Below are 26,394 nucleotides of genomic sequence, written 5' to 3'. Positions count from 1 at the left end.
GACTACTGATGGTCCAGCAGGCCAAGTACGCGCTTGGCGACGACGTTGAGATTGACCTCGCTGGTGCCGCCCTCGATGGAATTGCCCTTCGAGCGGAGCATGCCGCGCGTCACGGTCAACTCGTCCTTGGTGAAGCCTTCGCCTTCCCAGCCCAGGCCCTGCAGGCCCATGGCCTCGACCATCAGCTCATAGCGCTCCTGGTTCATCTTGGCGGCGGCGTATTTGATGATCGAGACGGCGGCGCTGGGACCGTTGCCGGTCTTGGACTCCTGCTCGGCGCGGCGCACCGTCAGGGCGAAGGCGTGGGCGTCCATCCGATGGGCGGCGATCCGGGCGCGCAGGTCGCCATCCGCCAGGCGGCCGGTCTCGTCGACGCCGATCTCCTTCTTGGCCACATCCACGAGGTCCAGCCCGGCGCCGCCGCCGAACCCGCTGGCCGAGATGTTCTGGCGCTCGTATTGCAGCAGACGCTTGGCGATGTCCCAGCCGCCGTTCAACTTGCCGACCAACTGGTCCTTGGGAACCTTTACATTGTCGAAGAAGGTCTCGCAGAACGGAGAGGAGCCGCTGATCAGCTTGATCGGCCGGGCGTCGACCCCCGGCGTCGTCATGTCGAACAGCACGAACGAGATACCCTCGTGCTTTTTCGTCGTATCGGTGCGTACCAGGCAAAAGATCCAGTCGGCCTGGTCGGCGTAGCTGGTCCAGACCTTCTGGCCGTTGATCAGATAGTGGTCGCCCTTATCTTCACATTTGGTCTGCAGGGCGGCGAGGTCGGAGCCCGCGCTTGGCTCGGAATAGCCCTGGCACCACCGGGTTTCGCCGCGCACGATCAAGGGGATAAACTTCTGCTTCTGCTCTTCGGTGGCGTATTCCAGCAGCACGGGGCCAAGCATCCAGACGCCGAAGCTCATCAATGCCGGGCGCGCCTTTATGCGACGCAGTTCCAGCTCCAGCACCTTGTTCTCGGCCTTGGACAAGCCGCCGCCGCCGTATTCCTTGGGCCACACCGGCGCGGTCCAGCCGCGTTCGGCCATGCGGTCCAGCCACAGTTTGGCGTCGGGATTTTTCCAGACCATCTTGCGACCGCCCCACGGCGCGTCGTCCTCGCCCATCGGGGCATGCAGCGACGGCGGATAGTTGGCTTCCAGCCAGGCGCGGGTTTCGGCGCGGAAGGCGTCGAGTTCGGTTCCACCGAAGTCGGCCATGGTCGTCTCTCCCATTTTCGGCGTTTTGGACCACGCCGCTTCTGCCAGACTACGCGACAGCGCGCGGCGGGCAAGTCGATTCAAACAATCGTTTATCGTGAGGGCGGGCGACCGCTTCACCTATTCAGGACTATAGAGAACGACGCCGTGGGATCCCGCAGGGGATTCGCCGATCCGGGATCTTGATGTCCGCGCCTGTACTACGACCTGCGATGCTGGCTATCGCGCCGACCCTGTCAGCGATTCTGGCAGTCTCAGCTGGCGTGATGCTGCTGGCCTCGGGGGCGACGCCGTCTGAACCGACCCGTTTCGCGCTGCTGCTGGCCTTCGCGCCGGATCTGCTGATCGAGATCAGCCACTTCGTCTCGTCTATCCTGGGTCTCGTCCTGCTGGTGTTGGCGTTCGGCCTGCGCTCACGTCTCGACGCGGCGTGGTGGGCCGCCGTCATCACCCTCGCCGCAGCCGCGGTGCTAGCGCTTTTCAAGGGCTTGAACTGGGAAGAGACCACGGCGCTGACCGCGTGTTTCCTGCTGATCGTACCGTTCCACGAGGCCTTTTTTCGCAAGGCGGCGCTCTTTCGCATGGAGATTACGCCAGCCTGGCTTCTCTCTGCTGCAGCCGCTCTCGTCTATGTCGGCTTCTGCGGCTGGTGGACCTTCACTCACACCGAATACGCCGACAAATCCTGGATGCGCCTGATGGGCGACCAGGACGCCGCGCGCGCGATCCGCTCGTCGGTGGCGGCGGCCATCGTGCTACTGGCCATCGGCGTCTGGCGCATGATCTCGACGCCGGCCACCCCGCCCGTGGTCGATGACACCGATCCGCAGTTCGATCGCGTCCGGGCGATCCTGGCCAAGGCGCAGGACGCCGAGCCCGGTTCGAACCTGGCCCTGCTGGGTGACAAGCGCTTCCTGTTCTCGGCTTCCGGCGAGAGTTTTCTGATGTTCGGCGTGCGGCGCCGTTCGTGGATCGCCCTGGGGCCGCCGATCGGAAGACGCGATGAGCGCATGGAGCTGTTCTGGCGCTTCCGAGAACTGGCCGACGCCCACGCGGCGCGAGCCGGCTTCTACGCCCTGGGTCCCGACGATTTGCCCGACACGGTCGATCTTGGACTGGCCATCCAGAAAACCGGCGAAAGCGCCGCCGTGCCGCTGGCCGCCTTTTCATTGGTTGGCCGACGCCGAGAGGTCCTGCGCCGCAACTGGCGCAAGGCCGGCGAGGGCGGGGCAGCCTTCGAGGTCTTGCCCGCCGGTCAGGCGTCGATGGAAGAGTTGAAGGCGATCTCCGACGCCTGGCTCAGCCATCACGCAGGCGGTGAAAAGGGTTTTTCCATGGGCGGTTTCGATCCACGCTACGTGGCCGAATTCCCGGTGGCGCTGGTCAGGTCCGAGGGAAAGATCGTCGCCTTCGCCACGCTGTGGACCACGGCGCACAAGTCCGCCTTCTCTATGGACCTGATGCGCTACTCCGACGACGCGCCCAAGAACGTCATGGACTATCTGTTCGTCGAGCTTTTGCAGTGGGGCCGCGAGGAGGGCTATCTGGCGTTCGAGTTCGGCATGGCGCCGCTGGCGGGTCTGCAGGATCGTCCGCTGGCTCCGATCATGTCGCGCGTGGGCCGGCTGCTCTATGAGCGCGGAGAAGAAATCTACAATTTCCAGGGCGTGCGCCGCTACAAGGACAAGTACGACCCCGTCTGGCAGCCGCGCTATATTGCCGCGCCGAACAAGTGGACCATCCCTTTTCTGCTCGCCGACATCGGTCTGCTGTCGTCAGGCGGCGTTAGCGGCCTGACCAAGCGTCCAAAACGGCCCGCGACCTAATAGCGCGTCTGATTGCCGGTTTGCATGCCCAGGAGGTTCAGCAGGTGGACCAGAAACAGCATCATCGCGACCACGCAAACCATCATCAGCGGCCGCCACGGCACCATGCGCGGATCCTTGAGGATATTGGCCGGGCGCGCGCCGCGCCATCCGCAGAACACTGCGAGGCCGAGCAGAACGATCAGGGTCGTGACGGTTACCGGAAGGTCCATGGCCTTCCATGCCCTGCGACAATCGGCCTTGCAAACAGTTAACGTGCGTTAACCCTCTTGCTTTTTAACCAAGGTAAACATGGTTAAAGCTGTGTCCCGATTCCTCCACCTGTGAATCGCAAACCTACTAGATTTAGCTATTTGGTCGCGTTTACACCCCAGGAATCGATGACTAGCGTTGGTCCCCAAGTACGGGGAGAACGATTCGTATGACGGCCGCAGCGCCATGGAGCGTAAAGGGAATTGATCCCAAGGCACGTGAGGTCGCAAAGGACCTCGCGCGTCGCTCCGGCATGACGTTGGGCGAGTGGCTCAACCGCATGATTATCGAGGGTGAAGGGCAGGGCGAGACCGCTGCTGTTGTCGACGCCTTTGGCAGCGGCGCGCAGGATCGTTCGCCCAAACCCTATTTGCATATCGCGACGGAAGGCGACACGCCGCCCCGCATCGAGATCGCAGAACATCCCGCTGACGAAGTCGGTCGCGTAGCGATCGCCCTGGACCGTCTGACCGACCGCATCGAAGCCGCCGAGGGCCGTTCGGCCGCTGCTATCAATGGCATCGACCAGTCGGTGCGCGGCGCGCTCAGCCGTCTGGCCCTGTCCGAACGCGAACAGATCGCCGTCGCCGCCCGTTTCGAGGGCGCGGTCGACGAGATCAAGACCGAACAGGCCCGTTCCGCCGAACGCCTGCGCCGCATGGAAGCCGAGGCGGTCGGACCCCGCTCGGCCGAGGGCATGCGCGCTCTCGAGGGCGCGCTCGGCAAGGTCGCCGGGCATCTTTATGACGGCGAGGCTCGCACCCGCGAAGCTATCGCAGCTCTGGAAGCTCGCCTGGACGCCCAACCGGTCGCCGCCGCCAGCGATCCGACGGCTGTCGTCGAAGAGGTCGTCGCGCGTCTGGGCCAACGTCTGGAAGCCGCCGAATCTCGCACGGCTGACGCCCTGCGCGACCTAGGCTCCTCCTTCTCCGCTCTGGATGGCCGCCTCCAAGCGGTTGAGGGGGTCAATCCAACGTCAGGCGTGCAGGAACGCCTCGACCAACTGGCCGGCGACCTGACCAAGCGCATGGAAGCCGCACGCCTCGAAATGGCGACCAAGCTGCGCGAGAGCGCCGATGGCCGTTTCGACCGCATGGAAAAGAAGCTCGGCGAGATGGCCGCGCACGTCCAGGTCGCCGAGCAGCGCTCGGCCCAGGCCATCGAGCGCATGGGCCGCGAAGTTGTCGGCGTCGCCGAGGCCTTCAATCGTCGCGTCCAGGCCGCCGAAAGCCGCAACGCCGCCGCCATCGAGCAAGTGGGCGGTGAAGTCGCTCGCATCGCCTCGACCGTCGAGCACAAGCTGAACCGCGCTGACAGCGTCCAGGCTCAGGCTCTGGAAAAGCTGGGCACGGAAATCGCCCGCATTACCGAGAAGCTGGCCGAGCGCATCGGCAACGCCGAACGCCGCAACGCTTTGGCCATCGACGATGTCGGCGAGCAGGTTACCCGTGTCACCGACCGTCTGAACCAGCGCCACGAGCGCTCGTCGCAGGAACTGATCGACCGCATCCGCCAAAGCGAAGAGCGCACTGCGCGGATGCTCGACGAGGCGCGCGAGAAGATCGACACCCGCCTGAGCGACGCCCAGCGCAAGCTGGCCGAGACTCCAGTCCAGCCGGCTATCGCCGCGGCGGCCTCCGTCCTTCGCGCCCCGGCTGTCTCGCCGTTCGAAACCAGCAGCTATTCCTTCGGTGGCGAGCCCGCAGTGGACGAGGACGTGTTCAACGCGCCTCCGCCCCCGGCCGCCCGAAAGCCCGTGTTCGAGGTCGCCGCCTTCCCGGCGGTCGATCCCGAACCCCCGAGCTTCGATGACGAAGACTATGAGTCCGCCGACGGTTTTGTTGGCCAGCAGCCTTCCGAAGCCGTCGAAAGCTTCCCGCCGGCCTCCGACTTTGGCACCTTCTCGGCGCCAGAGCCGACCGATCCGTCGCGTCCGCTGTCGACCCGCGAAGTGATCGAGCAGGCTCGCGCCGCCGCTCGCGCCGCGGCTGTAATCGACGTGAAGGCCAAGAAGGACAACAAGAAAGACAAGACCAGGGACAAGCCCGCTCGCACCTCGCTGTTCGCGGGTTTCGGGTCCAAGGCCAAGTCCAAGCGCCGGATCGGCTCGTCCTGGACCACAGCCCTGATCGTGTTCGGCGTCGCCGGCGCCCTGGGCGGCGGCGTGGGCCTGTTGTTGCTTCCCACCGGCGGCGCCAGCCAGACTCCTGACCGCGTGGCGCAATCTATCGCTGGCCGCAAGTCCGAGGTCGAGATTCGCACGGCGGAAGCCGACACCACGCCCGGTCTGCCACGCGCCGCCGTCGCGCTGTCGCCGCAACTGCTGACCTCGACCACCACCGACGCCACCCCGCCGCCGCCCGCGCCGCCGCAGGAGAACGCCCAGGCGCTGTTCGACGACGGCGTCCGCAAGATCGAGGCGAAGGATCGCTCCGGCGTCGAGATCATGCGCAGGGCCGCCAATCTCGGCCTGCCGCGCGCCCAGTTCTATCTCGGCAAGATGTACGAGATGGGCGAGGGCGGCGTGAAGAAGGATCTCCTTGAGGCCCGCCGCTGGACCGAACGGGCCGCCACCGCAGGCGATCCGCGCGCCATGCACAATCTTGCCCTGTTCTATTTCAAGGGCGAAGGCGGCGCGAAGAACTCGACGACCGCCGCCAGCTGGTTCCGCAAGGCCGCCGACCAGGGTCTGGTCGACAGCCAGTTTAACCTGGCCCAGCTCTATGAAGGGGGTTGGGGCGTCAGCCAGAACTCGGCCGAGGCCTACAAGTGGTACGTGATCGCCGGCCGGGCCGGGGATGGCACCTCCAAAGCTCGCGCCACCGCCCTGCGCTCACAACTGACCGCCGAAGCCCAGCGCACCGCCGACCGTTCGGCGCTCGCTTTCCGCGCCCAGACCGTGAACGCCTCGGTCGCGGCCAACACCGCCGCGGCGCCTGCGTCAGCGGGACTTGGCACCGCCCAGCGTGTGCTGTCACAGCTGGGCTATTACCAGGGACCGCGCGATGGCGTGGCTTCGCCCGCCTTGCGCATGGCCATCGCCGCCTACCAGCGCGATCAGGGCCTGCCATCTTCGGGCGCGCTGGACGGCGAGACCCTGAACCGGCTTTCGGTCTACACGCGCTGATCGCCGCGCCGCGAGCCGTTCGCGGGGCGCGCTGAATCCATTCGTCAAATATCGTCCGTGGACCTCTGAGCGCGTCTGGTTATAGTCGCGCCCGAGGTAAGGGAGGTCGCGGGGGCGGCCTTCCGGAGGAGTTGATTCATGAGCGAGCCAGTGGCGGATCGCGTACCGGCGCCGCCGGCGGTTTGGGTGTTCGGGCTCGCGACCTTGATACCCTTCTTCGTGGCTTCGGGCCTGTTCTGCTACGGGCCGCCTGCGGCGCGTAGCGGAGCGCTGCTCGCGCTACTTGCCTATTCGACGGCCATTGTGTCGTATTTCGGCGGCGTGCGTACCGGGCTCGAGATCGAAAATCCTAGCCCACGCTGGGTGGTTCTCGGCCTTTCCCTGCTTTTCCCGCTGGCGGGTTTCGGTCTTCTGCTCGGCGAAATTCGCTTTGAGCCGGCCTGGCAACTCTCGGGCTTCCTGTTGGTCTTCCTGCTGCAATGGGTCTGGGACGTGACCGATCATGATGGTCCGGCCTGGCGACCCCGGATGCGAACCGTGCTCACCTCGGGCGCGGCCATCTCCCTGGCCTTCGCGCTCGAGCAGGCCCTTCACATGTAGCCTTCAGTCGGGACGCAGGGAGCGTGGCCCGATCGCGTGAACCTTCTGTTTTCCCAACGCGGCCGCCAGAACGGGACCGCCGAACAGGCCGGAAAAGGCCCGATCCAGCACATTCAGCCCACCCGCATAGGCCCCGAAAGCCGGCAGGATCAGCCGCGAGCCATCAGTCACGAAGCAGCGCCGCCGCACACTGCCGCGTCCGCTCGAAACCTTGGCCGCCGGGTGCAAATGGCCGGCGACTTCCCCGGGTTGATCGCCCGCCTCGGGCTCATGGCGCAGGGTCAGGCCCAGGATGTTCGCCTCGACGATGACTTCTCCCGGCAAGACGCGGGGACCGTCCTGGTCGTGATTGCCGACTGCCCAGACCAGCTCTCGGCCCCGGGCCAGTCCACACAGACGTTGGGCGTCGTCGTCGGCCAACCGAGCCTCGCCCGCGCCGTCGTGAAAGCTGTCGCCCAGGAAGATCAGGCGCGCTGGCGCGAGCGCGGTGATCTCCCGATCCAGCCGGTCGAGCGTATCGCGGGTGTCGTAGGGCGGCAGCATCTGGCCAAAGCGGGAGGCGTAACTGCTGCCCTTCTCGAAGTGCAGGTCAGCGACCACCAAGGTCCGCTCGACCTCCAGCCACATGGCTCCGGACCCGCGCAAGGTCACGGTGGCGCCAAACAGCTCGATATGCAGCCCACCGCAGGCGCTGGTTTCAAAACGGGTCAAGCCATGGCCTCTGCAATCAGGTCTTCCTCGGCCTCGGCCAGGATCATCTCGCCGGCCGCGTCGCCGGGCGCGCGCTCGCGACCGATCTCCAGCATGAGCGGCACGGCGAAGGGCGAGACGCGATCCAGTCGAACATGCCGGACATTGCCCTTCACGCGGGCCAGCATGTCGCCCAGGCGCGCGACGTCCAGCAGGCCGCTGGCCGCGTCCTGGCGGGCGCAACGCAGCAGCAGATGATCTGGCTGGTGGCGACGCAGGACGTCATAGATCAGGTCGGTCGAAAAGGTGACCTGCCGGCCGGACTTCTCCTCGCCCGGATAGCGCCGCTCGATCAGGCCGGCGATCAGGGCGCAGGCCTTGAAGGTGCGCTTCATCATGAAGCTCTCCTCCAGCCATGCTTCGAGATCGTCGCCCAGCATGTCCTCGTCGAACAGCTCGTCCAGATCCAGGTCGTCCATCGGTTTCAGAGACCAGATATTCAGGGCATAGTCGTTGCAGACAAAGCCGAGAGGCCCGACACCCAGTCTGTCCAGCCGGCGCGTCAGCAGCATGGCGAGGGTATTGTGGGCGATGCGACCATCAAAGGGATAGCAGACCATGTGGAAGCGCTTCCCGCGCGGGAAGGTCTCCAGCAGCATCTCGTGTTCCTCGGGTAGGGCCGAGCGCACCTTCTGCCACGCCAACCATTCCTGCACATCCGGGGGTAGGGCGGTCCACTCGGACTCGTTGTGCATCATCGTGCGAACACGGCTGGCCAGATAGGTCGATAGCGGAAACTTCGAGCCGCCCCAGCTTGGCATCTTGGGGTCATCATTGGGGGCTGGCGAGACGAAGGCGTCGGCGCCGACGATGCCGTTGAACCGCCAGACCTGTCCGGCGAAGACGAAGGTGTCGCCGGGCGTCAGCTGTTCGAAATAGCCTTCCTCGGCCTCGCCGATCTTGCGTCCGCCGCGCGCGCCATCAGCAAAAGTGGATGCTGGTTTTGCGGCTGATTGCGCGCCACTGAAGGTTGGCGCGCCTCTTGGGCGCGACGGCTTGCGCCCTCCACCGACGCGGATATTGACCGTGGCCGCCGTGACGATCGTGCCGACGTTCATACGATGGCGCTGCACGGTCTGGGCGTTGCGCGCGCGCCAAAGGCCGTCCGTTCCCTGCACGATGCGGCGGAACTTGTCGTAGGTCTTCAGGGCGTAGCCGCCGGTCGAGACGAAATCGACCACCGTCTCGAAATCTTCCCACGACAGGTCGGCATAGGGTCCGGCGGTGCAGATCTCGTCGTGCAGGGCCACGAGGTCGAAGGGTTCGGAGCAGGCGCAGCCCATGATGTGCTGGGCCAGCACGTCCAGGGTCCCGATCCGCTCGGGCTCGCCGTCGAGATGGTTTTCCAGGATGGCGTCGGCGGCGGCGCGGCATTCTAGCATCTCGAAGCGGCTGGCGGGCACGAACAGGGCGCGACTGGGTTCGTCCAGGCGGTGGTTGGCGCGACCGATGCGCTGGACCATCCGCGAGGCGCCCTTGGGCGCGGCCAACTGGATGACCAGATCTACGTCGCCCCAGTCGATGCCCATGTCCAGCGTCGAGGTGCAGACCACGGCTCGCAGTTCGCCCTTGGCCATGGCGGCCTCGACCCGTCGGCGTTGCTCGGCCGACAGGCTGCCGTGATGCAGGGCGATGGGCAGGTCCGCGTCGTTCAGCTCCCACAGCTTCTGAAAGGCGAACTCGGCCTGAAAGCGGGTGTTGACGAACACCAGGGCGGTCTTCGAACCCTTGATGATCTCATAGACCTCGGCCATCGCGTGCTCGGCGGTGTGTCCGGCCCACGGCACGCGTCCGCCGGACACCAGCACCTCGACCAGGGGCGGCGCGCCACCGGAGCCGAGGACTAGGTCGACGCTGTCTTCGCCGCCGGGGCCCAGCCATCGCCGCACCAGCCCCGGATCGTCAACGGTCGCCGACAGACCCACCCGCCGCAAGTTCGGCGCGAACTTCTGCAGCCGCGCCAGGTGCAGGGACAGCAGGTCGCCGCGCTTGGAGGGCCAGATCGCGTGGGCCTCGTCGATGATCACGCAGGACAAGTCGGCGAAATATTCCCGCGCACCTTCCCAGGCGCAGAACAACGCAAGTTGCTCTGGCGTGGTCAGCAGGATGTCCGGCGGCCGGGTTTTCTGGCGAGCCTTCCGGGACTCGCCGGTGTCGCCGGTTCGGCTCTCGGCCATGACCTTCAGACCCATCTCGCGGATCGGGGTCATCAGGTTGCGTTCGACATCGACCGCGAGGGCCTTGAGCGGCGAGATGTAGAGGGTGTGGATACCGGCCGGCGTGTTGCGCGGCGCGCGTTCTGACAGCTCGATCAGGCTGGGCAGGAAGCCTGCCAGAGTCTTGCCGCCGCCGGTGGGCGCGATCAACAGGGCGCTGCGACCCTCGCGCGCCTTGGCCAGCATCTCCAGTTGATGAGGACGCGGCGACCAGCCGCGTGCGGCGAACCAGTTGCGAAAACGGGGAGGTAGGGCGGCGGCCGCATGCATTGCCTGTGGATATAGCATGTTCCCGTTCCGTTTCCAGTCGGCGTGCGCCAGACCGGGCGCTACTCGCCTGTGAGGCTGCAACGCTTGACGCCCGCCGCCCGGCGCCAACAATCGCTGGAGTTGTCCGGGGTGGTCATGATTTCGAAGGCGCTCGTGGTCCTGTTGGGACTGATCGCGATGGGGGGAGCGATCCCGGCCCAGGCGCGTCAGCCCGCACCTCCACCAGGAGAAAAACAGGTCCAGGATCCGGCATTCCTGGCCTTGCTGAAGCGCGCCCAGGCGGGGGACGTTGCGGCCTATGTCGATCTAGCCTTCGAATATCTCGACGAAGACGGCGGTCGACACGACGTTAAAGCCGCCGAGCTGTGGCTCACGACGGGCGTGGCTGCCGGCATTTCCGAGGCCATGCTCGAGCTGGGCAACCTTCATTTCGACGGCAAACACGTTCCACAGGACCGCCGCAAGGCGCTGGACCTTTACCGCCGCGCCGCGGCCTTGGGCGATCTGGACGGCCTCTACAATGTCGGCATCGTCTTTGAAGGCGGTGGAGGCATAGAGGAAAACCTCGCCGAGGCTCTGCGCTGGTATCGAAAAGCGGCCGACGCGGGATCCGAGGTCGGCATGTTCCAGGTAGCCAACGCCTATCATCACGGGCGCGGCGTGCGTGTGGACATGCAAAAGGCCGTGTTCTGGCTAAACAAGGCTGTCACGGCGGGCTCATCGTCCGCCATGAACGACCTCGGCGCGCTCTATTCCAACGGCGAGGGGGTGCCCCAGGACGACACTGAGGCGCTGAGGCTGTTCACCGCCGCCGCCCGCAACGGCTGGGCAATAGCCATGGCCAATGTCGCGGTGGTGCACCACAACGGCGAGGGGGTGCCGGTCGATTATGTCGAGGCGATCCGCTGGTATCAACTTGCGGCTGATCACGGCTATCTGCCTGCCTATTACCGACTGGGCGCGATGTGCGAAGCCGGCGAAGGCGTCCGATTCGACCGGGAAACCGCGCTGAGCATGTATCGCCGCGCCGCCGAGAGCGACGACCCCGCCGTCCGTCAGAGCGCCCAGAAGGCCATCGACCGGCTGGAACGCGGCGACGAGGAAGACCCGCGCATAGTGTGACGCTGTTCGCATTCTGTTTCCGCCGCCAAGGTGCTAACAGACTCGCGTGACCGCTTCGCCGCCGACTCTCGATCTTGCTCCCGCGCTCGTCGTTCTGCCCGGGCCCCGCGCCGGATACGCGGACGGCGAGGGCGAAGGCCGGATGCTGCGTGCGCCCGACGCGCGAGACCTGCTGGAGCACGGCCCGGTCCTGGTCGCCCACGCGGCGATGACCGCCAAACGTCTAAACCTGTATGCGCCGGCCCGAAGCGGCCGAACGTTCGACGTGCTGGAGCTCTATGCCTTCACCCGGCCCGCGACCTTCTGCGCCCCGTCGGCGGTGGGTTTGTCCATGGCGCTGGGCCTGGCCGAGCCGAAGGGCGCGGCCGAGCAGGCGGCCAGCCTGCGGATCTCGGCCGACGCGCTGCTGGGCGAACTTCGCCTGACGCCCCAGCCCTCGCGGGAGGAGGCTCTGGCGGTCGCCGAAACCCTGGCCAAGGCCGGCTGGGCCTGGGGTCCCGCCGTGATCGGCGCGCTGCGGTCGGCCCCAACGGGCAACCAGTTTCGTAGCTCTGGTCTGGATGTCTGGTCGCGCATCGTCGAGTGGGAAGACCAGGCGCCTCTGGGCGAGCCGGGCTCCAAGCCGATCGACCCCGAGCGAGCCGGCGAGCGCCTGACTGAGCTGCTGCAACGCTCGGGTCTGGACGAAGTCCGTGAGGCCCAGGCGACCTATGCCCGCGAGGCGGCCTTCGTCTTCCAGCCGCGCGACCGCGAGGGCGAGCCGAACATGATGCTGGCCGAGGCCGGGACCGGCGTCGGCAAGACGCTCGGCTATCTGGCGCCAGCCTCGCTGTGGGCCGAGATGAACGGGCCTTCGGTCTGGATCAGCACCTATACCCGCGCTCTGCAGCGCCAGATCGAGCGCGAGAGCCAGTCGATCTATCCCGACCCCGCCGTCCGCGCCCGCAAGGCGGTGGTTCGCAAGGGGCGGGAGAACTATGTCTGCCTGCTGAATTTCCAGGAGCAGGTCAACGGCGCCCAACTGGGCAATGGCGACCTGATCGGCCTGGCCCTGACCGCCCGCTGGGCGCGCGCGACGCGCGACGGCGACATGACCGGCGGCGATTTTCCGGCCTGGCTGCCGACGCTGTTTTCCATCGCGCCGTCCCTGCAGGCCAGCCCCGCCAACCTGGTCGACCGGCGCGGCGAGTGCGTGCACGCGGGCTGCCAGCACTATCGCATCTGCTACATCGAGAAGGCCGTGCGGGCCTCTAAGCGCGCCGACATCGTCATCGCCAACCATGCGCTCGTATTGACCCAGGCCGCCTTCGATGGCGCGCGGGCGGCGCGGGGGCTGAAGGGCGATAACGAGACCACGGCGGTCAAGCGGGTGGTGTTCGACGAGGGCCACCACCTGTTCGACGCGGCCGACAGCGCCTTCTCGGCGGCCTTATCCGGCGCCGAGGCGGCCGAGCTTCGCCGTTGGATCCGGGGGCCTGAAGGCCGTGGCCGTCGCGGCCGGGGGCTGGAAGCGCGGTTGCTCGACATTCTCGGTGACCGCGAAGGGGCGCGTCAGGCTCTGACCGCCGTGCTGCACGCCGCTGCCGCCTTGCCGGGCGAAGGCTGGTCGGGCCGGGTCGCGCCGCCGGACGGTCAGGTCAATCCGATCGGACCCATCGAGACCTATCTGGTGGCGGTGATCGAACAGCTGCGAGCCCGCAGCAGCGAGCGGGGCGGTGTGGAGCAGGGACTGCAGTGCGCTGCCCGCCCGGCGATCGACCTCGTCCGCGAGCGAGCCGGAGAAGCAGCCAAGGCCTTGGCCGGGGTCGAGGCTCCGCTGCTCGCCCTGGCCCGCCAGCTGGAAGACGTGCTCGACGAGGACGCCGAGCATCTGGGGGCGTCCGAACGCGCCCGTATCGAAGGCGCGCTCCGCGGTCTCGACCGGCGCGCGCGCATGACCCTGCCGGCCTGGCGCTCGATCCTCAAGGCTATTGACGAGGACGCCGAGGACGATCCCGATTTCGTCGACTGGTTCGAGGCCACGTTCCTATACGGGCGTGTGGTGGACGCCGCCTGCCGACGTCATTGGGTGGATCCCACCGAACCGCTGCGGGCGGCGGTGCTCAGCCCCGCCCATGGCGTGCTGGTGACCAGCGCCACCCTGACCGATCCGGCTCTTGAGGACCCCTTTGCCCTGGCCGAGATGCGGACCGGCGCGGCGCGGATGCCACAGTCACCCAAGGTGCTGCGGCTGGTCTCGCCCTTCGACTACGAGAACAATGCCCGCGCCATCGTGGTCACCGACGTCAACAAGGAGGACGCTCGCCAGGTCTCGGCGGCGATGCGCGAGTTGTTCCTGGCAGCCGGCGGCGGCGGGCTGGGGCTGTTCACCGCCATCCGACGTCTGAAGGCCGTGCACGAGATGATCGCCGCGCCTCTCGCCGACCGGGGTCTGGCGCTTTACGCCCAGCACGTCGATCCTCTGGAAGCCGGAGCCCTGGTCGACATCTTCCGGGCCGAGCAGGACGCCTGTCTGCTGGGCACCGACGCCATCCGCGATGGGATCGACGTGCCGGGCCGGTCGCTGCGCCTGCTGGTCTTCGACCGGGTGCCGTGGCCCCGGCCCGACATCCTTCACAAGGCCCGCCGCGCCCGGTTCGGCGGCAAGGGCTATGACGACTCCACGGCGCGGGCGCGCATCAGCCAGGCCTTTGGCCGATTGATCCGTCGCGCGGATGATCGCGGCATGTTCGTGATGCTTGACGCCGCGGCGCCGACGCGCCTTTTTTCTGGCCTGCCCGAGGGTGTTACCGTCGAGCGGTTGTGTCTGGTTGATGCCATAGAGGCCACCGCCGCATTTTTGACGGAAGCGTCGGTTTAGTGGTCGCTCGGTAAAGTGTTCCTTCCGGGGGGAAGGTGTTGGGAGGTTGCGTGGTTCGATTTTTCGGGTTGGTCCTTGCGGCGACTCTGGTGGCGGGCGGGGCCAACGCACAGGAATTCGTCCGTAACGACTGCCGCTCGACGGTGCAGGCGACCCATGCGCTGAAGTTCGAGGATCCCAAGCATGCGCTTTGGTACAAGCGGTTCTGGACGGGATCGTGCGCGGACCTCAGCATGTGCATGTCTGGCTCGCCCAACTGGAACGACATCGTTGGCAAGCTGCTGATCAAGGGCGGCCCGGCCGAACGCGCCACCCTGCTGCCAAAGGCCTGTCGTCTGGGCCAGATGATCGGCATGGAATGGGCCCGGGACCGCCGGATCAAGCGCATCAAGACCGCGGACCTCAAGACCTTCAACGCCCTTCTGGAAGCCTCGGGCGACGCTCAGCGCGGGGTCGAACAGGTCGAGCTGAAGGCGCGCTCGATGATCTCCCAGCGCTGATCTCAAGTCGGACTCAAAGCCGTCGAATTTCTGCAATCGAGGCGGCCTACAAGGGCTCCAGTAGAGGAGCGTCCCAATGATCATGCCCGCCCATTCGACGGATCCCGCCATCGACGAGGCCGCCACCCCGGCCCAGGCCTATTCGGCCCGTGCCCTGGTGCGCGCGGTGCGCTGGCGCAGCGGCCTGTCGGCCAACCAGTTCGCCAGCGCCTTTCATATCGATCCCGCCACGCTTGATGCGCTCGAGCATGGCGACGCCCGCCCCGACGCCGCCCTGACAGCCTATCTGAGGGTCATCGACCATGCTCCGGACGTGGTGCGCGACGCGTTGGAGCGCGCCGGACTGTAGACGTCGGGTTGGTCTAACCGAACTTGTACCCGCACAGCTTGTTGCCATCGAGGTCACGGAAATAGGCGAAATTGACGCCGGGCATGCGGTCGCCCGGCGGGCCCTCGTCGGTAGCGCCCAGTTCAAGAGCCTTGGCGTGGAAGGCCGCGACCTCTTCCACCGTCTCGAAGCTGAAGCCGCCCATCGAGCCGTTGCCGACGCAGGCGGGATTGCCGTCATAGGGACCCAGTACGCCGAACAGGCCCGTGCCCTTGCCGCGGTAGAGGCGGCCGCCCGAGGGATGTTCGAACATGGGCGTCATGCCGATCGAGCCCAGCAGGGCGTCGTAGAAGACCTTGGCCTCTTCGAGCTTGTTAGACCCGACCGTGTAGTAAGACACCTTCGCCATGCGCGTTCTCCCGTTTGTGTTTGCGAGCAGGCTAGCACGAGGCGCCTAGTGGGCAACGCTGACGCAAGGTCAGGCGGGTGTCTCCGTCAGACCTTCGGCGACTTGGGCCAGCAGCGTGAACAAGGCGGGCAGGTTGATCGGCTTGCGCAGCACGCCATCAGCGCCGGTCTCCCGATAGAGGGCGATATCGTCGTCGAAGACTTTGGCAGTCAGCATCCAGATCGGCGTGCGCGTCCCGGGCGAATCGGCCTTGCGGATCTCGCGCACCGCGTCCAGGCCGCTGAGAACCAGCATGTTGACGTCTATCAGGATCAGGTCGAACGGCTGGGCTCGCCAGGCGTCCAGCGCCTGGGCGCCGTCCTCGGCGAAGGTCAGGGACACCGGTGTCTCTTTGAGCAAGAACGCGAGCACCTTGCGGTTTGCGGGGTTGTCCTCGGCGGCCAGCAGGCGGATCTGGCTCAGGTCGCGCGCCGTCCCAGCCGGGGCGGCGAGGGGCGGGATGTGGACCGGCGCGGCGAAGGCGAACCAGAACACCGCGCCCCCGGTCGCGGCCGAAGCAGGATCGGCGATCCCGATCTCCCCGCCCATCAGGGCCGTGTTGCGGGCGCAGATTGACAGACCCAGGCCGCTACCGCCTTGCTGGAGACCCCGCGCCGTCTGGTGGAAGGCCTCGAACAGGCGCAGGCGGTCTTCGGGTGGCACGGCCGGACCCGTGTCGCTCACCTCGATTAGGACGCTGAGGTCCTCACCCTTCGGCGTGCCGGCCAGGCGCACGGCGACCCGGCCGCCAGACGCCGCCGCGCCCATGGCGTTGGAGACCAGATTGACCAGGGTCTGCTCGACCCGCACTTCGTCCGCCCGCACATGGAAGGACAGGGTCGGGTCGGCGTCCTCGAACCTGAAGTCCACCCCAATGTCGCGCGCATGAGCGCTCCACACGCGCATCACTGCGTGGATCATGCGGCGAAGATCGACCGGAACGGGATTTAGACGCGCTTGGCGGCCTTCCAGATTGGCCAGGTCAAGGATGCCGTCCAGCAGCCGGGTCAGTTGCTCGCCGCCCTCAAGTACGCCACTGCACAGGTCGGCCTGCTCGGGGGTCAGGTCCTTTTCGCGCAGGATCTGGGCGAAACCCAGCACAGCGTTCAGGGGAGTGCGGATCTCGTGGCTGGCCACGGCCAGAAGATCGGTCTTGGCGCGGCTGGCGGCCTTTGCCTCGTCGATGGCCTGGGTCAGGGCGACGTTCTTGCGGGTGAGGTCGCGCAGGGCCTGGGTCAAGGTCCGGTCGGTGGCCTGCTGACGCCACGTCACCAGCAGCCCAGCGGCCACGAACAGGATCATCGACAGGGCGTAGTGGTTGAGGGCCAGGGGATTGCCCCAGTCGATGGCGCTCCAGATAAGGGTCAGGGCTGGCGGAACGGCGCCGATGACATAGCTGATAGGGGTGATGTGGACGCGCAGGGCCACGAACAGCAGGACGCAGATCGCCAGTAGTCCGGCCTCGACCTGCGCGACCGGGCCCTCGTACAGGCGGATCTGAACCGCCTGCCAGCAGGCGTTGCTGACCAGCAGGAACATCAGGACATCCGATTGCCAGCACAGCCGCTTGAAAGCCTTGTCCTGGTCGGCTCGCGGGCGGCGATTTCCGCTGCGGCGAACAGGGCCAGATACAGGCCAAATTCCAGAACCCCCAGCATGGCTATGCGCCACGGGGTGAAGATCGCCAGCAGGACGACGAAACAGGCGACCAGCACCAGCCGGGTCAGGGCGACCCGGCGAGAGTGCAGGATGTATCCTTCGAGCTGGGTTACGTCGGTGATCCGTCCCGGCATCCAGCCTCCCGTGTCTTCACCGACGCGCTCGCTCACGCCTGATTTCCGCTAGGAAAAGACGCGCTCGACACACGCATAGACGGACGATTCGCGCCTCTCCGCTCTTCTTTCGCGCGAATGGAATCGAAGGATCGCCTCGCTCTGAAATCCCTCGGTCGGGTGACCAGCGCACGTTTTGCAGCGTCCGGGGGCGGGCAGAGCGCGTAGCTGTCCCGAGCGCACACCGGCGCCCTTCTCAGGCAATGCGACATGGCAAGGCAATGGGTGACGGCGGTCATGGGGCTGGCGGCGGCGGTGGTTATGGCTGGCGGCGGTCGCGCTTACGAACTCTCGACCAAGGCCCAAGAGGCGCTGGCGCGGGGCGAGGCCTGGGCCGATGTCTCAGCCGATCCCGACGGGATTTCGGGCCGGGTGCGCGGGGTGGTGGATATCGACGCGCCGCCTGAGCGTGTCTGGGCGGTGATGACCGACTGCGCCACGGCGCGAAAGCTGATGACCAATCTGGCCAGTTGCAAGGTGCTGTCGGGTGACCAGCAACGCGGTTGGGACGTACGCGAGCACATCACCAAGCGAAACCTGATCTTTCCCGGTATGCGGATCGTGTTCCGCTCCGACTACGAACCCGTCAGCCGCATCCGCTTCAAGCTGGTGGAGGGTGACCTCAAGGTCGAGCAGGGCGAGTGGCGGCTGCAGCCCCTGGCTGGCGGCAAGCGCACGCGAGTGTTCTATGAGAACCGCTTGGCCGTCGACTGGCCTGTGCCCAAGGGCATGATGCGCCAAGCCCTGCGCAAGGATACGCCCAAGGTCTTGGGCAATCTGCGCAGGGCCTGCGAAGGCGGCTAGGCGGCGCCGATGTATTTGATCAGGGCCGTCATGTTCTCGATGTAGCCGCCGGTCGAGATGCCGATTTTCGGAGTGTCGGTGATGAACGGCGAGGTGTCGGTGGCGTCGCCAACCCGGGTCTGGCTGAAGTCGCCGGGCGCGGGGGTGGGCGAGCCGTCGCCGATATAGGGGTTGCTTGTCGCCTTCAGTTCGGCCGGCCACCAGCCTTCGCTGTTCAGCGTGGCCACCAGGGCGGCGGCCTTGTCAGGTGAAGCTTGGCCCGCGTCGGCCTTGAGGGTGTCAACGTTCAGGTCGGACACCGAGATGTCACCGGTAGTGAAATAGCGGGGCAGGGCCTTGCGACCGCCCTTTAGCGGCGAGTCCTTGCTGGCGATCTCGGGCGGCGTGGCCTGCAGCTTGGCGAGCCGCTTGCGCAGGCCTTCAACATTCACCGAGCGGGTCGAGGAATAGTGGATGACCGTGTTCTCGGGATTGTGGTCGGCATAGTAGCGGCCGTTAACCACATTGCTGCCGGTGCGGTGGATGAACAGAGGCTTGCCTTCGCCGATCGAGACGAAGGTGGGATAGGCGCGGCCGCCCTTGATCTGCTCGGCGGGCAGTTTCACGCTGTCCAGCCAGTCTAGGGCCTCGCCTAGGCGCGCCAGGAACTTCGGATCTCCGGTCAGCTCGTAGAAGTCCATGCACGAGGCGATGTTGCCAGCGGTGGTGTGGGTAGCGAAGGCTTCCGGCTCATAGGTGCGGGCGCCGGTCGGCTTCAGGTCGCTGACCCGGTGTTGCAGGCCCCAGGCTGGCTGCGGCTGCGGCTGTTGGCAGGCGACAAAGGAGTCCATGGCCTTGCGGATCGACGGCAGCACGCGCGCGTCGCCCAAGGCCTGCCAGACCATGATCAGGAACTTGAGGTTCTCACCCGCGACGTCGTCGTTGAAGGTGATGAAGCCGGTGTAGTCGGCCTTGCCATGATGATGGAATTCGTCCCTCAGCGGGAAGCGCTGGGGCCAACCGCCGACCGGGTACTGGCTGTTCAGAACGAAGGCCAGGGCCTTGTCCAGCGCCGGCTTGAAGCGCCTCTCCTTCTTCTCGACATACAGGCGAAGCAGGAACTGCGAGCTTTCGGCCGTGCCGGCGTCGTCGAAGGTGGCGTTGCCGTAATAGTGCTGGAATTCCTCGAGGCGCCAGCCGTTCTTGCCGATGGTGTCGTACCACTTTTTCAGCGAGGCCTCGCCTGCCAGGTCGCCCAGATAGTTCCAGCCGCCAGCCGGATGCTGGATGGCGATCAGTGCTTTGGCGGCCTTCCTGGCGGCCTGATAATAGTATTCGTCGCCAGTCGCGTGATAGGCGTCGAGGAAGAGATGGCCCATGGTGGCCGTACCGGGCGGCTGCACCCAGATCATCGTCGGGAAGGCCTCCATCTCGCCCCAGCGGCGCGAGAAATCGGGCAAGTAGCTCCAGACATAGCCGCCATTATAGGCGGCCTTTTCAACCATGAAGGTCGTAGCCTTTTTCATGGTCTCCAACGCCTGGGCCTTGGTCGGGACCTTTGCGGCGAAGGCCTTGAGCGGAGACAAAGCTCCGATCGAGGCGAAGGCGGCGGCCGAGGTTGCCAACAGGCGACGGCGGGAAATGGGGCTAAGCGGCATGTGGCGCTCCAACTGGCGTTGATCTTGGCCGGTTCGGGGGCGGTGGGCCGTCATAGGCTGGTTCCCTGACCAGCGCCTTTGGCGGTTCCGTTGCGTCCTCCCGGACCAGACAAGTCGATTCCACCACCTTCAGGCGGCGAATTCTTGACCTGTTGTGACACCGGTGTCACGTCTTGGCTAGGTGGTTTTCACGCAACAGCGTTCGGCCGACCGCTCCGCTGCGACAGGGCGTCACCTTGCGCGACGACCCGTGTTCGGCGAAGAACAGTGGTGCTTTGAGGCGACGCCGCCGCGCCCTGTCTAGCGCGCGCGACGCCGTCCTGTTGGGGAACAGGACGACACCCCCGAACCCGCACAGGGTTCGGGGGTGTTTTGATTTCAGGGCGCTATCTGGGAAGTTGCTGAAATTCCGAATGGCGTGCGTCCAGCGGTCGCATGGCGAAAAGTTTTTCGTTCAGTAAACATTCATCTCATGCCGACGCGCACTGAACACATCCACGAAGCCGAGCGGCTGGAACGTCAGGCGGAAATCGCCGACAACGCCCATGCTCGCGCCGCGCTGCGCCGCATGGCCCAAGCCTCGCGCGGCGCCGCCGCGCTGGTGGGGATGATCGAGGCGTGCGACGAGGATTTCGCAGGCGCGCTTCTCTAACGTCTAGTTTTCCAGACACGCCGCGACGCAGGCCCGCGCGAGGGCCTCGGTGGCGTCGATGAACGGCACGGCCAAGTCCTCGGCGCCCAGCACTAGCGGAACCTCCGTGCATCCCGCGACCACCGCTTGGGCGCCCTTGCCGATCAGGCGACGGGCGAGGGCGGTCATGGTCTCACGCGACTCCTGGCCCAGGGCGCCCAGTTTGATCCGGTAGAGCAGGGCCATGAACTCGACCTGTTCGTGGTCGTCGAGTGTGACGACCTCCAGATCCTGGTGCGCAAGCCTGTCGCGATAGAGGCCGAGCGCCAGCCCGGTGCCCAGCACCCCGACACGTGCTGCGCCGACGGCCTTGGCGGCCTGGCCAGCGACTTCCAGCATGTCGACCAGCGGCAGGCCGCTGGCGCGGACATCATTGGCGAAGGCGTGGGCCGTGTTGCAGGCGATGGTCAGGACCTGGGCGCCGCCATCGCGCAGGCCCGCCGCCATGGCCGCCAGTACTGGACCCGGATCGGAGTCGCTGGTGTTGCGGTCCGGCACCTTGGGATTGATGTCGACCAACACCCGCAGGTGGTCTTGTTCGCGCTGGGCCGGCGTCGCCGCCTGCAGCTTGGCCAGGAAGTCCAGAGTGGCGGCTGGCCCCATGCCGCCCAGTACGCCGAGGGTCTTGGTCATGGTTGATGGGCCTGGAGCAGCGCCGGTTCCATCTGGGTGTGATAGCCAAACAAGCCCTGGGCGCCGCCAGTGTGCAGGAAGACCACCCGCTCGCCCTCGAACGCGCCCTTGCGAGCTTGATCGATCAGGCCCTTCATCGCCTTACCCGAATAGACAGGGTCCAGCAGCAGGCCCTCGGTGCGAGCCGCCAGGGTCAGGGCGTCGATCACGCCCTGGTCGATCAGCCCGTAGCCTTCGCCGACATAGTCGCAGTCGGCGAAGACCATCTCGCGCGTCACGCGACCGGCCGCGCCGATGGTCTCGGCGGTGGCGACGGCCAGATTATAGACGTTCTCTTCCTGCTTGGCCTTGGGCGCGCGCACGCCAAAGCCCAGGATCGGGATGTCGATCGACAGGGCCGCGAAACCGGCGACCAGGCCTGCATGGGTGCCGGCGCTGCCGGTGGCGGTGACCAGGCGATCGATCCTGAGATCCCGCTCGTCGGCCTGAACCACCAGCTCGCGTGCGCAGTCGACATAGCCAAGGGCCCCGATGGTGTTGGAGCCGCCGCCGGGGATCACATAGGGCTTGCCGCCGCGCTGGCGAACGGCGTCGGCCGAGGCTTCCAGTTCGGCGACCATGTCGGTCCCGCCAGGCACGAACCGGATCGAGGCTCCCATCAGGCGGTCGAGCAGCACATTGCCGTTGCCGACATAGTCGTGGGCTTTCGATCCCGTGCGCTCCTCCAGGATGATCTCGCAGGCCAGGCCAAGGCGCGCGCCGGCGGCGATGGTCTGGCGTACATGGTTGGATTGCACGGCGCCCTGGGTCACCAGGGTGTCGGCGCCCTGGGCCAGGGCTTCGCCCAGCAGGAATTCCAGCTTGCGGGTCTTGTTTCCGCCGCCGGCCAGTCCCGTGCAATCGTCGCGCTTGACCCAAAGGTCGATCCCAATCTCCGCGCCCAGTCGGGGCAGGGGCTCCAGCGGCGTGGGCAGGTGGGCGAAACGGGCGCGAGGAAAGCGAGCAAGGTGCATCGAGCGGGTCCCTGAAATGACTCGCGGTTCTGTTAGCACGTGGCGCGACAGGGGCGTATTATCCATATCGACGATGAGGCTTGACCGGAGCATGGTTGGCCATCGTGGAGCGCGGCCCGGCGCGCCTTGGCGGACCTGAAGTCATCTCCCGCCAGACGCCGTCAGAAGGACCGCGACACAAGGGAGGAAGACATGACGTCAAGAAGCCTTCTGGTCGCCGGTGCATTGACCGCGACCCTTTTCGCAAGCGGCGGGGCGGTGGCCTCGACCCTGGTCCTCGGCGGCGGCGCGGCCAAGGATTGCTCGATCGCCGCAATCGGCGGGCGTTCCGACAAAAAGTCGGTGCTGATGTGCACGACGGCGCTGGAGACCGAAAACCTGAACTTCCGCGACCGGGCGCGAACCTATGTGAACCGGGGCGTGCTGCAAATGCGGCAGCGCGACTTTCCGACCGCGCGCGCCGACTTCGACGCCGCGTCGAAAATCGATCCGGATCTCGGCGAAGCGTGGGTCAATCGCGGGGCGACCTATGTCGGCGAGGAGCGCTACAACGACGCCCTCGGCCAGATCGACAAGGGGCTGTCGCTGGGCGTCAAGGACCCTGAAAAGGCCTGGTTCAACCGGGGCATGGCCAATGAGGGGCTGGGCGATCTGAAGTCGGCCTATCAGGACTATTCCAAGGCGGCTGAACTGGATCCCGAGTGGGATGCGCCGAAAAAGGAACTTATGCGTTTCACCGTCAAGCGGCCTTAAGCGTCTGACGCTCCGCGCCGGCATTGTGAGACGAGGAGCGTGATGCGCAGGATCGGATGGGCCACGGGCGCCAGCCTGGCCGTTTTCGCCGCAGCCAGCGGCGCGACGGCGCAGGAAGACGCCTTGCGCGAACTGCGCGCCCGGAACGCCGCCCAGCAAAGCGCGGAAATCGCGTGGCGGGACGCGCTTGCGGCCCAGCGCGAGATCGTGGCTCGCCAGGACCAGTTGCAAACCACCCTGATGCTGCGCGAGCTCGACACGGCGCGCACAACCCCGCCTGGATCGAATGGATTGATCATCCCGCCGCCCGCGCCGCCGCCCGAAACCGGGCCGGACTCGTTTCACGCGCAAATGGACCGGATGGAAGGCCTGACGCAGAATGCGTTGGCGCGAAGCAATGCGCCCGTCCGGGCCGTTCGCCCGGCCAGCGATCACTGACAGCAACAAGGACAACCGCATGGAATGGAGAGGCGCGCGTCGCTCGGGCAATATCGAGGACCGGCGAGGCATGGGGCGCGTCGGCATAGCGGGCGGCGGCATCGGGGCGGTGGTCCTGGCGGCCATCGGCTATTTCGTCTTCGGCATCGACCCGCAGACCACGATGCAAGTGACCGAGCATTTGCAGGGCCAGACCCAGCAGGAGGTCGCGGAGGGGCAGGTCAAGGATCCCAATGGCCAGTTCGTCGACGCCATCGAGACCTCCAATACTGCGGTCTGGGGTCCGATTTTCGCCAAGCAGGGCGTTCAATATGCTCCGCCGGAGTCGGTCGTGATCTACGACAACGCCACGCGAACGGGCTGCGGCACGGGCCAATCGGCCATGGGGCCATTCTATTGTCCGGCCGACCGCAAGGTCTATCTGGATCTGACCTTCTGGAACGAGCTGGAATCCAAGTACGGAGCCAAGGGTGAGTTCGCCCGGGCCTATGTGATCAGCCACGAGGTCGGCCACCACGTGCAAACCCTGCTGGGCGCCTCCCAAGAGGCGCGCCGGATGGGCGCGCAGGGCGCCGAGAGCGGAGCGGTGCGGCTGGAACTGCAGGCCGACTGCTACGCAGGTGTATGGGCCTCGCATGCCGGCGAGACCTCGAACGGCCAGATCGTCATCCGTCCGGGCGACATCGAGGACGGCCTGGGCGCGGCGGCGGCGGTCGGCGACGACACCATCCAGTCGCGCACCCAGGGCCGGGTGGTGCCCGACAGCTTTACCCACGGCACCAGTGAGCAGCGGATGCGGTGGTTCACCCGCGGCTATGAGCGCGGCGAGCCGTCTGTTTGCGACACCTTCAGCGCGTCGCGGCTCTAGGGCGAGAGGGTATACGCCCATGATCGCTCCGGCGGATGTGGGGCTTATGCCTTGACCCTTACGTCAGTCGGCCTAGTGTCCGACCTGTTCACCGGGGGGTCGCTTCGCGCGGCTGAGATTGGGCTTTCGCCCTGACCCGTCGAACCTGATCCGGGTCATGCCGGCGAAGGGAGGGAACGCGAGCGGGGCCTACAGTCCGTCCGCACACCGACTTAGCACGACACGTCCGGGTCTCCTTATCGCTTGAGGAGCGCCCGAAATGAACGTCCAGACCACCATCAAGTCCGTCGCTGAGACCATCTCGACCGGCCCTATCCCGGGCTCGCGCAAGGTCTATCAGGCCGGCGAGCTGTTCCCCGATATCCGCGTGCCGTTCCGCGAGGTGGCCGTCCACCCGTCGGCCAACGAGCCGCCGGTGACGATCTATGACCCGTCCGGTCCCTATAGCGACCAAACCGTCACGATCGACATCGAGAAGGGCCTGGAGCGCACGCGCGAAGCCGTCGTGGTCGCCCGCGGCGACGTCGATGTGGTGGCCCAGCCCCGCGCCGTGAAGCCAGAGGACAACGGCTTCGCCCAAGGCAAGCATCTGGCCCCGCAGTTTCCCGCCATCGGCCGCACCATCTATCGCGGCAAGCCGGGCGCGCTGATCACCCAGTACGAATATGCCAACGCCGGCAAGATCACCGCCGAGATGGAATATGTTGCCATCCGCGAGAACCTGCGCCGCGAGCAGGACCGCCCGTGCGTGCGCGACGGCGACGACTTCGGCGCCTCGATCCCCGATTTCGTGACCCCCGAATTTGTGCGCCAGGAAGTGGCCCGCGGCCGCGCCATCATCCCGGCCAACATCAACCACGGCGAGCTGGAGCCGATGGCGATCGGCCGCAACTTCCTGGTCAAGATCAACGCCAATATCGGCAATTCGGCGGTGCTCAGCACTGTCGCCGACGAGGTCGACAAGCTGGTCTGGGCCACCCGCTGGGGCGCCGACACGGTCATGGACCTGTCGACGGGCCGCAACATCCACAACATCCGCGACTGGATCATTCGCAATTCCAGCGTCCCGATCGGCACAGTGCCGATCTACCAGGCGCTGGAAAAGGTCAACGGCGTGGCCGAGGACCTGAACTGGGAAGTCTTCCGCGACACCCTGATCGAGCAGGCCGAGCAGGGCGTGGACTATTTCACCATCCACGCCGGCGTGCGCCTGCCGTTCATTCCGATGACCGCCAAGCGGGTGACGGGCATCGTCTCGCGCGGTGGCTCGATCATGGCCAAGTGGTGCCTGGCGCACCACAAGGAGAACTTCCTCTACGAGCGCTTCGACGAGATCTGCGACATCATGCGCGAGTATGACGTGTCGTTCTCACTGGGCGACGGCCTGCGTCCGGGCTCGACCGCCGACGCCAATGACGAGGCCCAGTTCTCTGAACTGCGCACCCTGGGGCAGCTGACCAAGGTGGCGTGGAGCAAGGGCGTCCAGGTGATGATCGAAGGGCCGGGCCACGTGGCCATGCACAAGATCAAGGCCAACATGGACGAGCAGCTCAAGCACTGCCACGAGGCCCCCTTCTACACCTTGGGTCCGTTGACCACCGACATCGCCCCTGGCTACGACCACATCACCAGCGCTATCGGGGCGGCGATGATCGGCTGGTTTGGCACGGCCATGCTCTGCTACGTCACGCCCAAGGAGCACCTGGGCCTGCCCGACCGCGACGACGTAAAAACCGGCGTCATCACCTACAAGTTGGCCGCCCACGCCGCCGATCTGGCCAAGGGTCACCCGGGCGCGGCCATGTGGGACGACGCCATCAGCCGGGCGCGGTTTGAGTTCCGCTGGGAAGACCAGTTCAACCTGGCCCTCGACCCGGAAACCGCCCGCAAGTTCCACGACGAGACCCTGCCCAAGGAGGCGCACAAGACCGCGCACTTCTGCTCGATGTGCGGTCCCAAGTTCTGCTCGATGAAGATCAGCCACGAAGTGCGGGAGTTCGCGGCCGCTCAGGCCCCGAACGAAGCGGCAGCCTTGGGCATGGCCCAGATGAGCGACAAGTTCCGCGAACAGGGCTCGGAGATCTATCTGAAGACGGAGTAGGGGCTTCCTTCTCCCCTTGCGGGAGAAGGAATCGCCGTCAGGCGACGGATGAGGGGTCGCGCGGACGGATCAGGGAAACCCCTCATCCGTCCGCTTCGCGGCCACCTTCTTCCGCAA

At 66.3% G+C, this 26,394-nt stretch carries 23 protein-coding genes and 1 riboswitch; of the genes, 13 read left to right on the top strand and 10 right to left on the bottom strand.

The genetic code is table 11. The features are described from left to right. Positions 1 to 2: 2 nt before the first annotated feature. Positions 3 to 1,208, bottom strand: coding sequence for an acyl-CoA dehydrogenase family protein (locus ACP69S_RS07095; RefSeq protein ID WP_425995869.1), 1,206 nt, complete (start codon positions 1,206 to 1,208; stop codon positions 3 to 5). 185 nt (positions 1,209 to 1,393) lie between these two features. Here ACP69S_RS07095 and ACP69S_RS07090 point away from each other — a divergent pair, with 185 nt between their 5' ends. Continuing rightward, complete coding sequence (locus ACP69S_RS07090; RefSeq protein ID WP_425995868.1) at positions 1,394 to 3,034, top strand: phosphatidylglycerol lysyltransferase domain-containing protein; 1,641 nt, start codon at positions 1,394 to 1,396, stop codon at positions 3,032 to 3,034. Here ACP69S_RS07090 and ACP69S_RS07085 read toward each other — a convergent pair. Beyond that, positions 3,031 to 3,246 carry a hypothetical protein gene (locus ACP69S_RS07085; RefSeq protein WP_425995867.1) on the bottom strand — a complete coding sequence of 72 codons (216 nt, stop codon included), beginning with the start codon at positions 3,244 to 3,246 and terminating at the stop codon, positions 3,031 to 3,033. The genes ACP69S_RS07090 and ACP69S_RS07085 overlap by 4 nt on opposite strands. 209 nt (positions 3,247 to 3,455) lie before the next feature. Here ACP69S_RS07085 and ACP69S_RS07080 point away from each other — a divergent pair, with 209 nt between their 5' ends. Together ACP69S_RS07080 and ACP69S_RS07075 are read left to right on the top strand one after the other, a co-directional pair. Continuing rightward, the gene (locus ACP69S_RS07080) at positions 3,456 to 6,413 is read left to right on the top strand and encodes a peptidoglycan-binding protein (RefSeq protein ID WP_425995866.1); all 2,958 of its coding nucleotides are present in this window, start codon (positions 3,456 to 3,458) and stop codon (positions 6,411 to 6,413) included. A 138-nt stretch (positions 6,414 to 6,551) separates the two neighbouring features. Further along, entirely contained in the window at positions 6,552 to 7,013 is a 462-nt protein-coding gene (locus ACP69S_RS07075; RefSeq protein WP_425995865.1) for a DUF3429 domain-containing protein, read from the top strand. A 3-nt stretch (positions 7,014 to 7,016) separates the two neighbouring features. On the opposite strand, the gene pdeM is transcribed toward ACP69S_RS07075, so the two are convergent. Together pdeM and ACP69S_RS07065 are read right to left on the bottom strand one after the other, a co-directional pair. Next, positions 7,017 to 7,724 carry a ligase-associated DNA damage response endonuclease PdeM gene (pdeM, locus tag ACP69S_RS07070; protein ID WP_425995864.1) on the bottom strand — a complete coding sequence of 236 codons (708 nt, stop codon included), beginning with the start codon at positions 7,722 to 7,724 and terminating at the stop codon, positions 7,017 to 7,019. Next, positions 7,721 to 10,249, bottom strand: a complete 2,529-nt coding sequence (locus tag ACP69S_RS07065; protein WP_425995997.1) for a ligase-associated DNA damage response DEXH box helicase — start codon at positions 10,247 to 10,249, stop codon at positions 7,721 to 7,723. The genes pdeM and ACP69S_RS07065 overlap by 4 nt, the downstream gene beginning before the upstream one ends. Positions 10,250 to 10,384: 135 nt before the next feature. Between ACP69S_RS07065 and ACP69S_RS07060 the strand changes: the two genes are divergently transcribed. The 4 genes from ACP69S_RS07060 to ACP69S_RS07045 all read left to right on the top strand — a co-directional run bounded on the left by ACP69S_RS07060 (position 10,385) and on the right by ACP69S_RS07045 (position 15,080). Continuing rightward, positions 10,385 to 11,371 carry a tetratricopeptide repeat protein gene (locus ACP69S_RS07060; RefSeq protein ID WP_425995996.1) on the top strand — a complete coding sequence of 329 codons (987 nt, stop codon included), beginning with the start codon at positions 10,385 to 10,387 and terminating at the stop codon, positions 11,369 to 11,371. A gap of 46 nt (positions 11,372 to 11,417) precedes the next feature. After that, positions 11,418 to 14,231 carry an ATP-dependent DNA helicase gene (locus ACP69S_RS07055; protein WP_425995863.1) on the top strand — a complete coding sequence of 938 codons (2,814 nt, stop codon included), beginning with the start codon at positions 11,418 to 11,420 and terminating at the stop codon, positions 14,229 to 14,231. A 50-nt stretch (positions 14,232 to 14,281) separates the two neighbouring features. Next, positions 14,282 to 14,731 (top strand): hypothetical protein, encoded by a 450-nt coding sequence (locus ACP69S_RS07050; RefSeq protein WP_425995862.1) that lies wholly within the window; start codon positions 14,282 to 14,284, stop codon positions 14,729 to 14,731. 76 nt (positions 14,732 to 14,807) lie between these two features. Further along, positions 14,808 to 15,080 (top strand): helix-turn-helix domain-containing protein, encoded by a 273-nt coding sequence (locus tag ACP69S_RS07045; protein WP_425995861.1) that lies wholly within the window; start codon positions 14,808 to 14,810, stop codon positions 15,078 to 15,080. Between the two features lie 13 nt (positions 15,081 to 15,093). On the opposite strand, the gene ACP69S_RS07040 is transcribed toward ACP69S_RS07045, so the two are convergent. From ACP69S_RS07040 to ACP69S_RS07030, 3 genes are all read right to left on the bottom strand, one after another. Then, positions 15,094 to 15,468 carry a VOC family protein gene (locus ACP69S_RS07040; protein WP_425995860.1) on the bottom strand — a complete coding sequence of 125 codons (375 nt, stop codon included), beginning with the start codon at positions 15,466 to 15,468 and terminating at the stop codon, positions 15,094 to 15,096. 69 nt (positions 15,469 to 15,537) lie between these two features. Continuing rightward, positions 15,538 to 17,046, bottom strand: a complete 1,509-nt coding sequence (locus tag ACP69S_RS07035) for an ATP-binding protein (protein WP_425995859.1) — start codon at positions 17,044 to 17,046, stop codon at positions 15,538 to 15,540. Next, complete coding sequence (locus ACP69S_RS07030) at positions 17,046 to 17,336, bottom strand: hypothetical protein (RefSeq protein ID WP_425995858.1); 291 nt, start codon at positions 17,334 to 17,336, stop codon at positions 17,046 to 17,048. The genes ACP69S_RS07035 and ACP69S_RS07030 overlap by 1 nt, the downstream gene beginning before the upstream one ends. 213 nt (positions 17,337 to 17,549) lie before the next feature. Between ACP69S_RS07030 and ACP69S_RS07025 the strand changes: the two genes are divergently transcribed. Then, positions 17,550 to 18,143: an SRPBCC family protein gene (locus tag ACP69S_RS07025; protein WP_425995857.1), complete on the top strand. Its 594-nt coding sequence runs from the start codon at positions 17,550 to 17,552 to the stop codon at positions 18,141 to 18,143. On the opposite strand, the gene ACP69S_RS07020 is transcribed toward ACP69S_RS07025, so the two are convergent. Further along, on the bottom strand, positions 18,140 to 19,780 hold the full coding sequence (locus ACP69S_RS07020) for a pectate lyase (protein ID WP_425995856.1): 1,641 nt from the start codon (positions 19,778 to 19,780) through the stop codon (positions 18,140 to 18,142). The genes ACP69S_RS07025 and ACP69S_RS07020 overlap by 4 nt on opposite strands. A 472-nt stretch (positions 19,781 to 20,252) precedes the next feature. On the opposite strand from ACP69S_RS07020, the gene ACP69S_RS07015 reads away from it, so the two are divergent. Further along, positions 20,253 to 20,432, top strand: a complete 180-nt coding sequence (locus tag ACP69S_RS07015) for a hypothetical protein (protein WP_425995855.1) — start codon at positions 20,253 to 20,255, stop codon at positions 20,430 to 20,432. A 3-nt stretch (positions 20,433 to 20,435) separates the two neighbouring features. Here the strand turns inward: ACP69S_RS07015 and ACP69S_RS07010 are convergent, their stop codons facing one another. Both ACP69S_RS07010 and ACP69S_RS07005 read right to left on the bottom strand, forming a co-directional pair. After that, entirely contained in the window at positions 20,436 to 21,104 is a 669-nt protein-coding gene (locus ACP69S_RS07010; RefSeq protein ID WP_425995854.1) for an aspartate/glutamate racemase family protein, read from the bottom strand. Beyond that, positions 21,101 to 22,117 (bottom strand): D-cysteine desulfhydrase, encoded by a 1,017-nt coding sequence (locus ACP69S_RS07005; RefSeq protein ID WP_425995853.1) that lies wholly within the window; start codon positions 22,115 to 22,117, stop codon positions 21,101 to 21,103. Before ACP69S_RS07005 ends, ACP69S_RS07010 begins: the two co-directional genes overlap by 4 nt. A gap of 192 nt (positions 22,118 to 22,309) precedes the next feature. Between ACP69S_RS07005 and ACP69S_RS07000 the strand changes: the two genes are divergently transcribed. From ACP69S_RS07000 to thiC, 4 genes are all read left to right on the top strand, one after another. Continuing rightward, on the top strand, positions 22,310 to 22,870 hold the full coding sequence (locus tag ACP69S_RS07000) for a tetratricopeptide repeat protein (RefSeq protein WP_425995852.1): 561 nt from the start codon (positions 22,310 to 22,312) through the stop codon (positions 22,868 to 22,870). Positions 22,871 to 22,912: 42 nt separating this feature from the next. Continuing rightward, positions 22,913 to 23,308, top strand: coding sequence for a hypothetical protein (locus tag ACP69S_RS06995; protein ID WP_425995851.1), 396 nt, complete (start codon positions 22,913 to 22,915; stop codon positions 23,306 to 23,308). 19 nt (positions 23,309 to 23,327) lie between these two features. Beyond that, on the top strand, positions 23,328 to 24,176 hold the full coding sequence (ypfJ, locus tag ACP69S_RS06990) for a KPN_02809 family neutral zinc metallopeptidase (protein ID WP_425995995.1): 849 nt from the start codon (positions 23,328 to 23,330) through the stop codon (positions 24,174 to 24,176). 82 nt (positions 24,177 to 24,258) lie between these two features. Next, a riboswitch (TPP riboswitch) is annotated at positions 24,259 to 24,365 on the top strand. A gap of 70 nt (positions 24,366 to 24,435) precedes the next feature. After that, the gene (gene thiC, locus ACP69S_RS06985) at positions 24,436 to 26,277 is read left to right on the top strand and encodes a phosphomethylpyrimidine synthase ThiC (RefSeq protein ID WP_425995850.1); all 1,842 of its coding nucleotides are present in this window, start codon (positions 24,436 to 24,438) and stop codon (positions 26,275 to 26,277) included. Positions 26,278 to 26,394: the final 117 nt, after the last annotated feature.

This window comes from Caulobacter sp. DWR1-3-2b1, assembly GCF_049895765.1.
Classification (GTDB): domain Bacteria; phylum Pseudomonadota; class Alphaproteobacteria; order Caulobacterales; family Caulobacteraceae; genus Caulobacter.
Note: the sequence above shows the minus strand (reverse complement) of the source record. Positions and strands in the feature narration are given on the sequence as shown.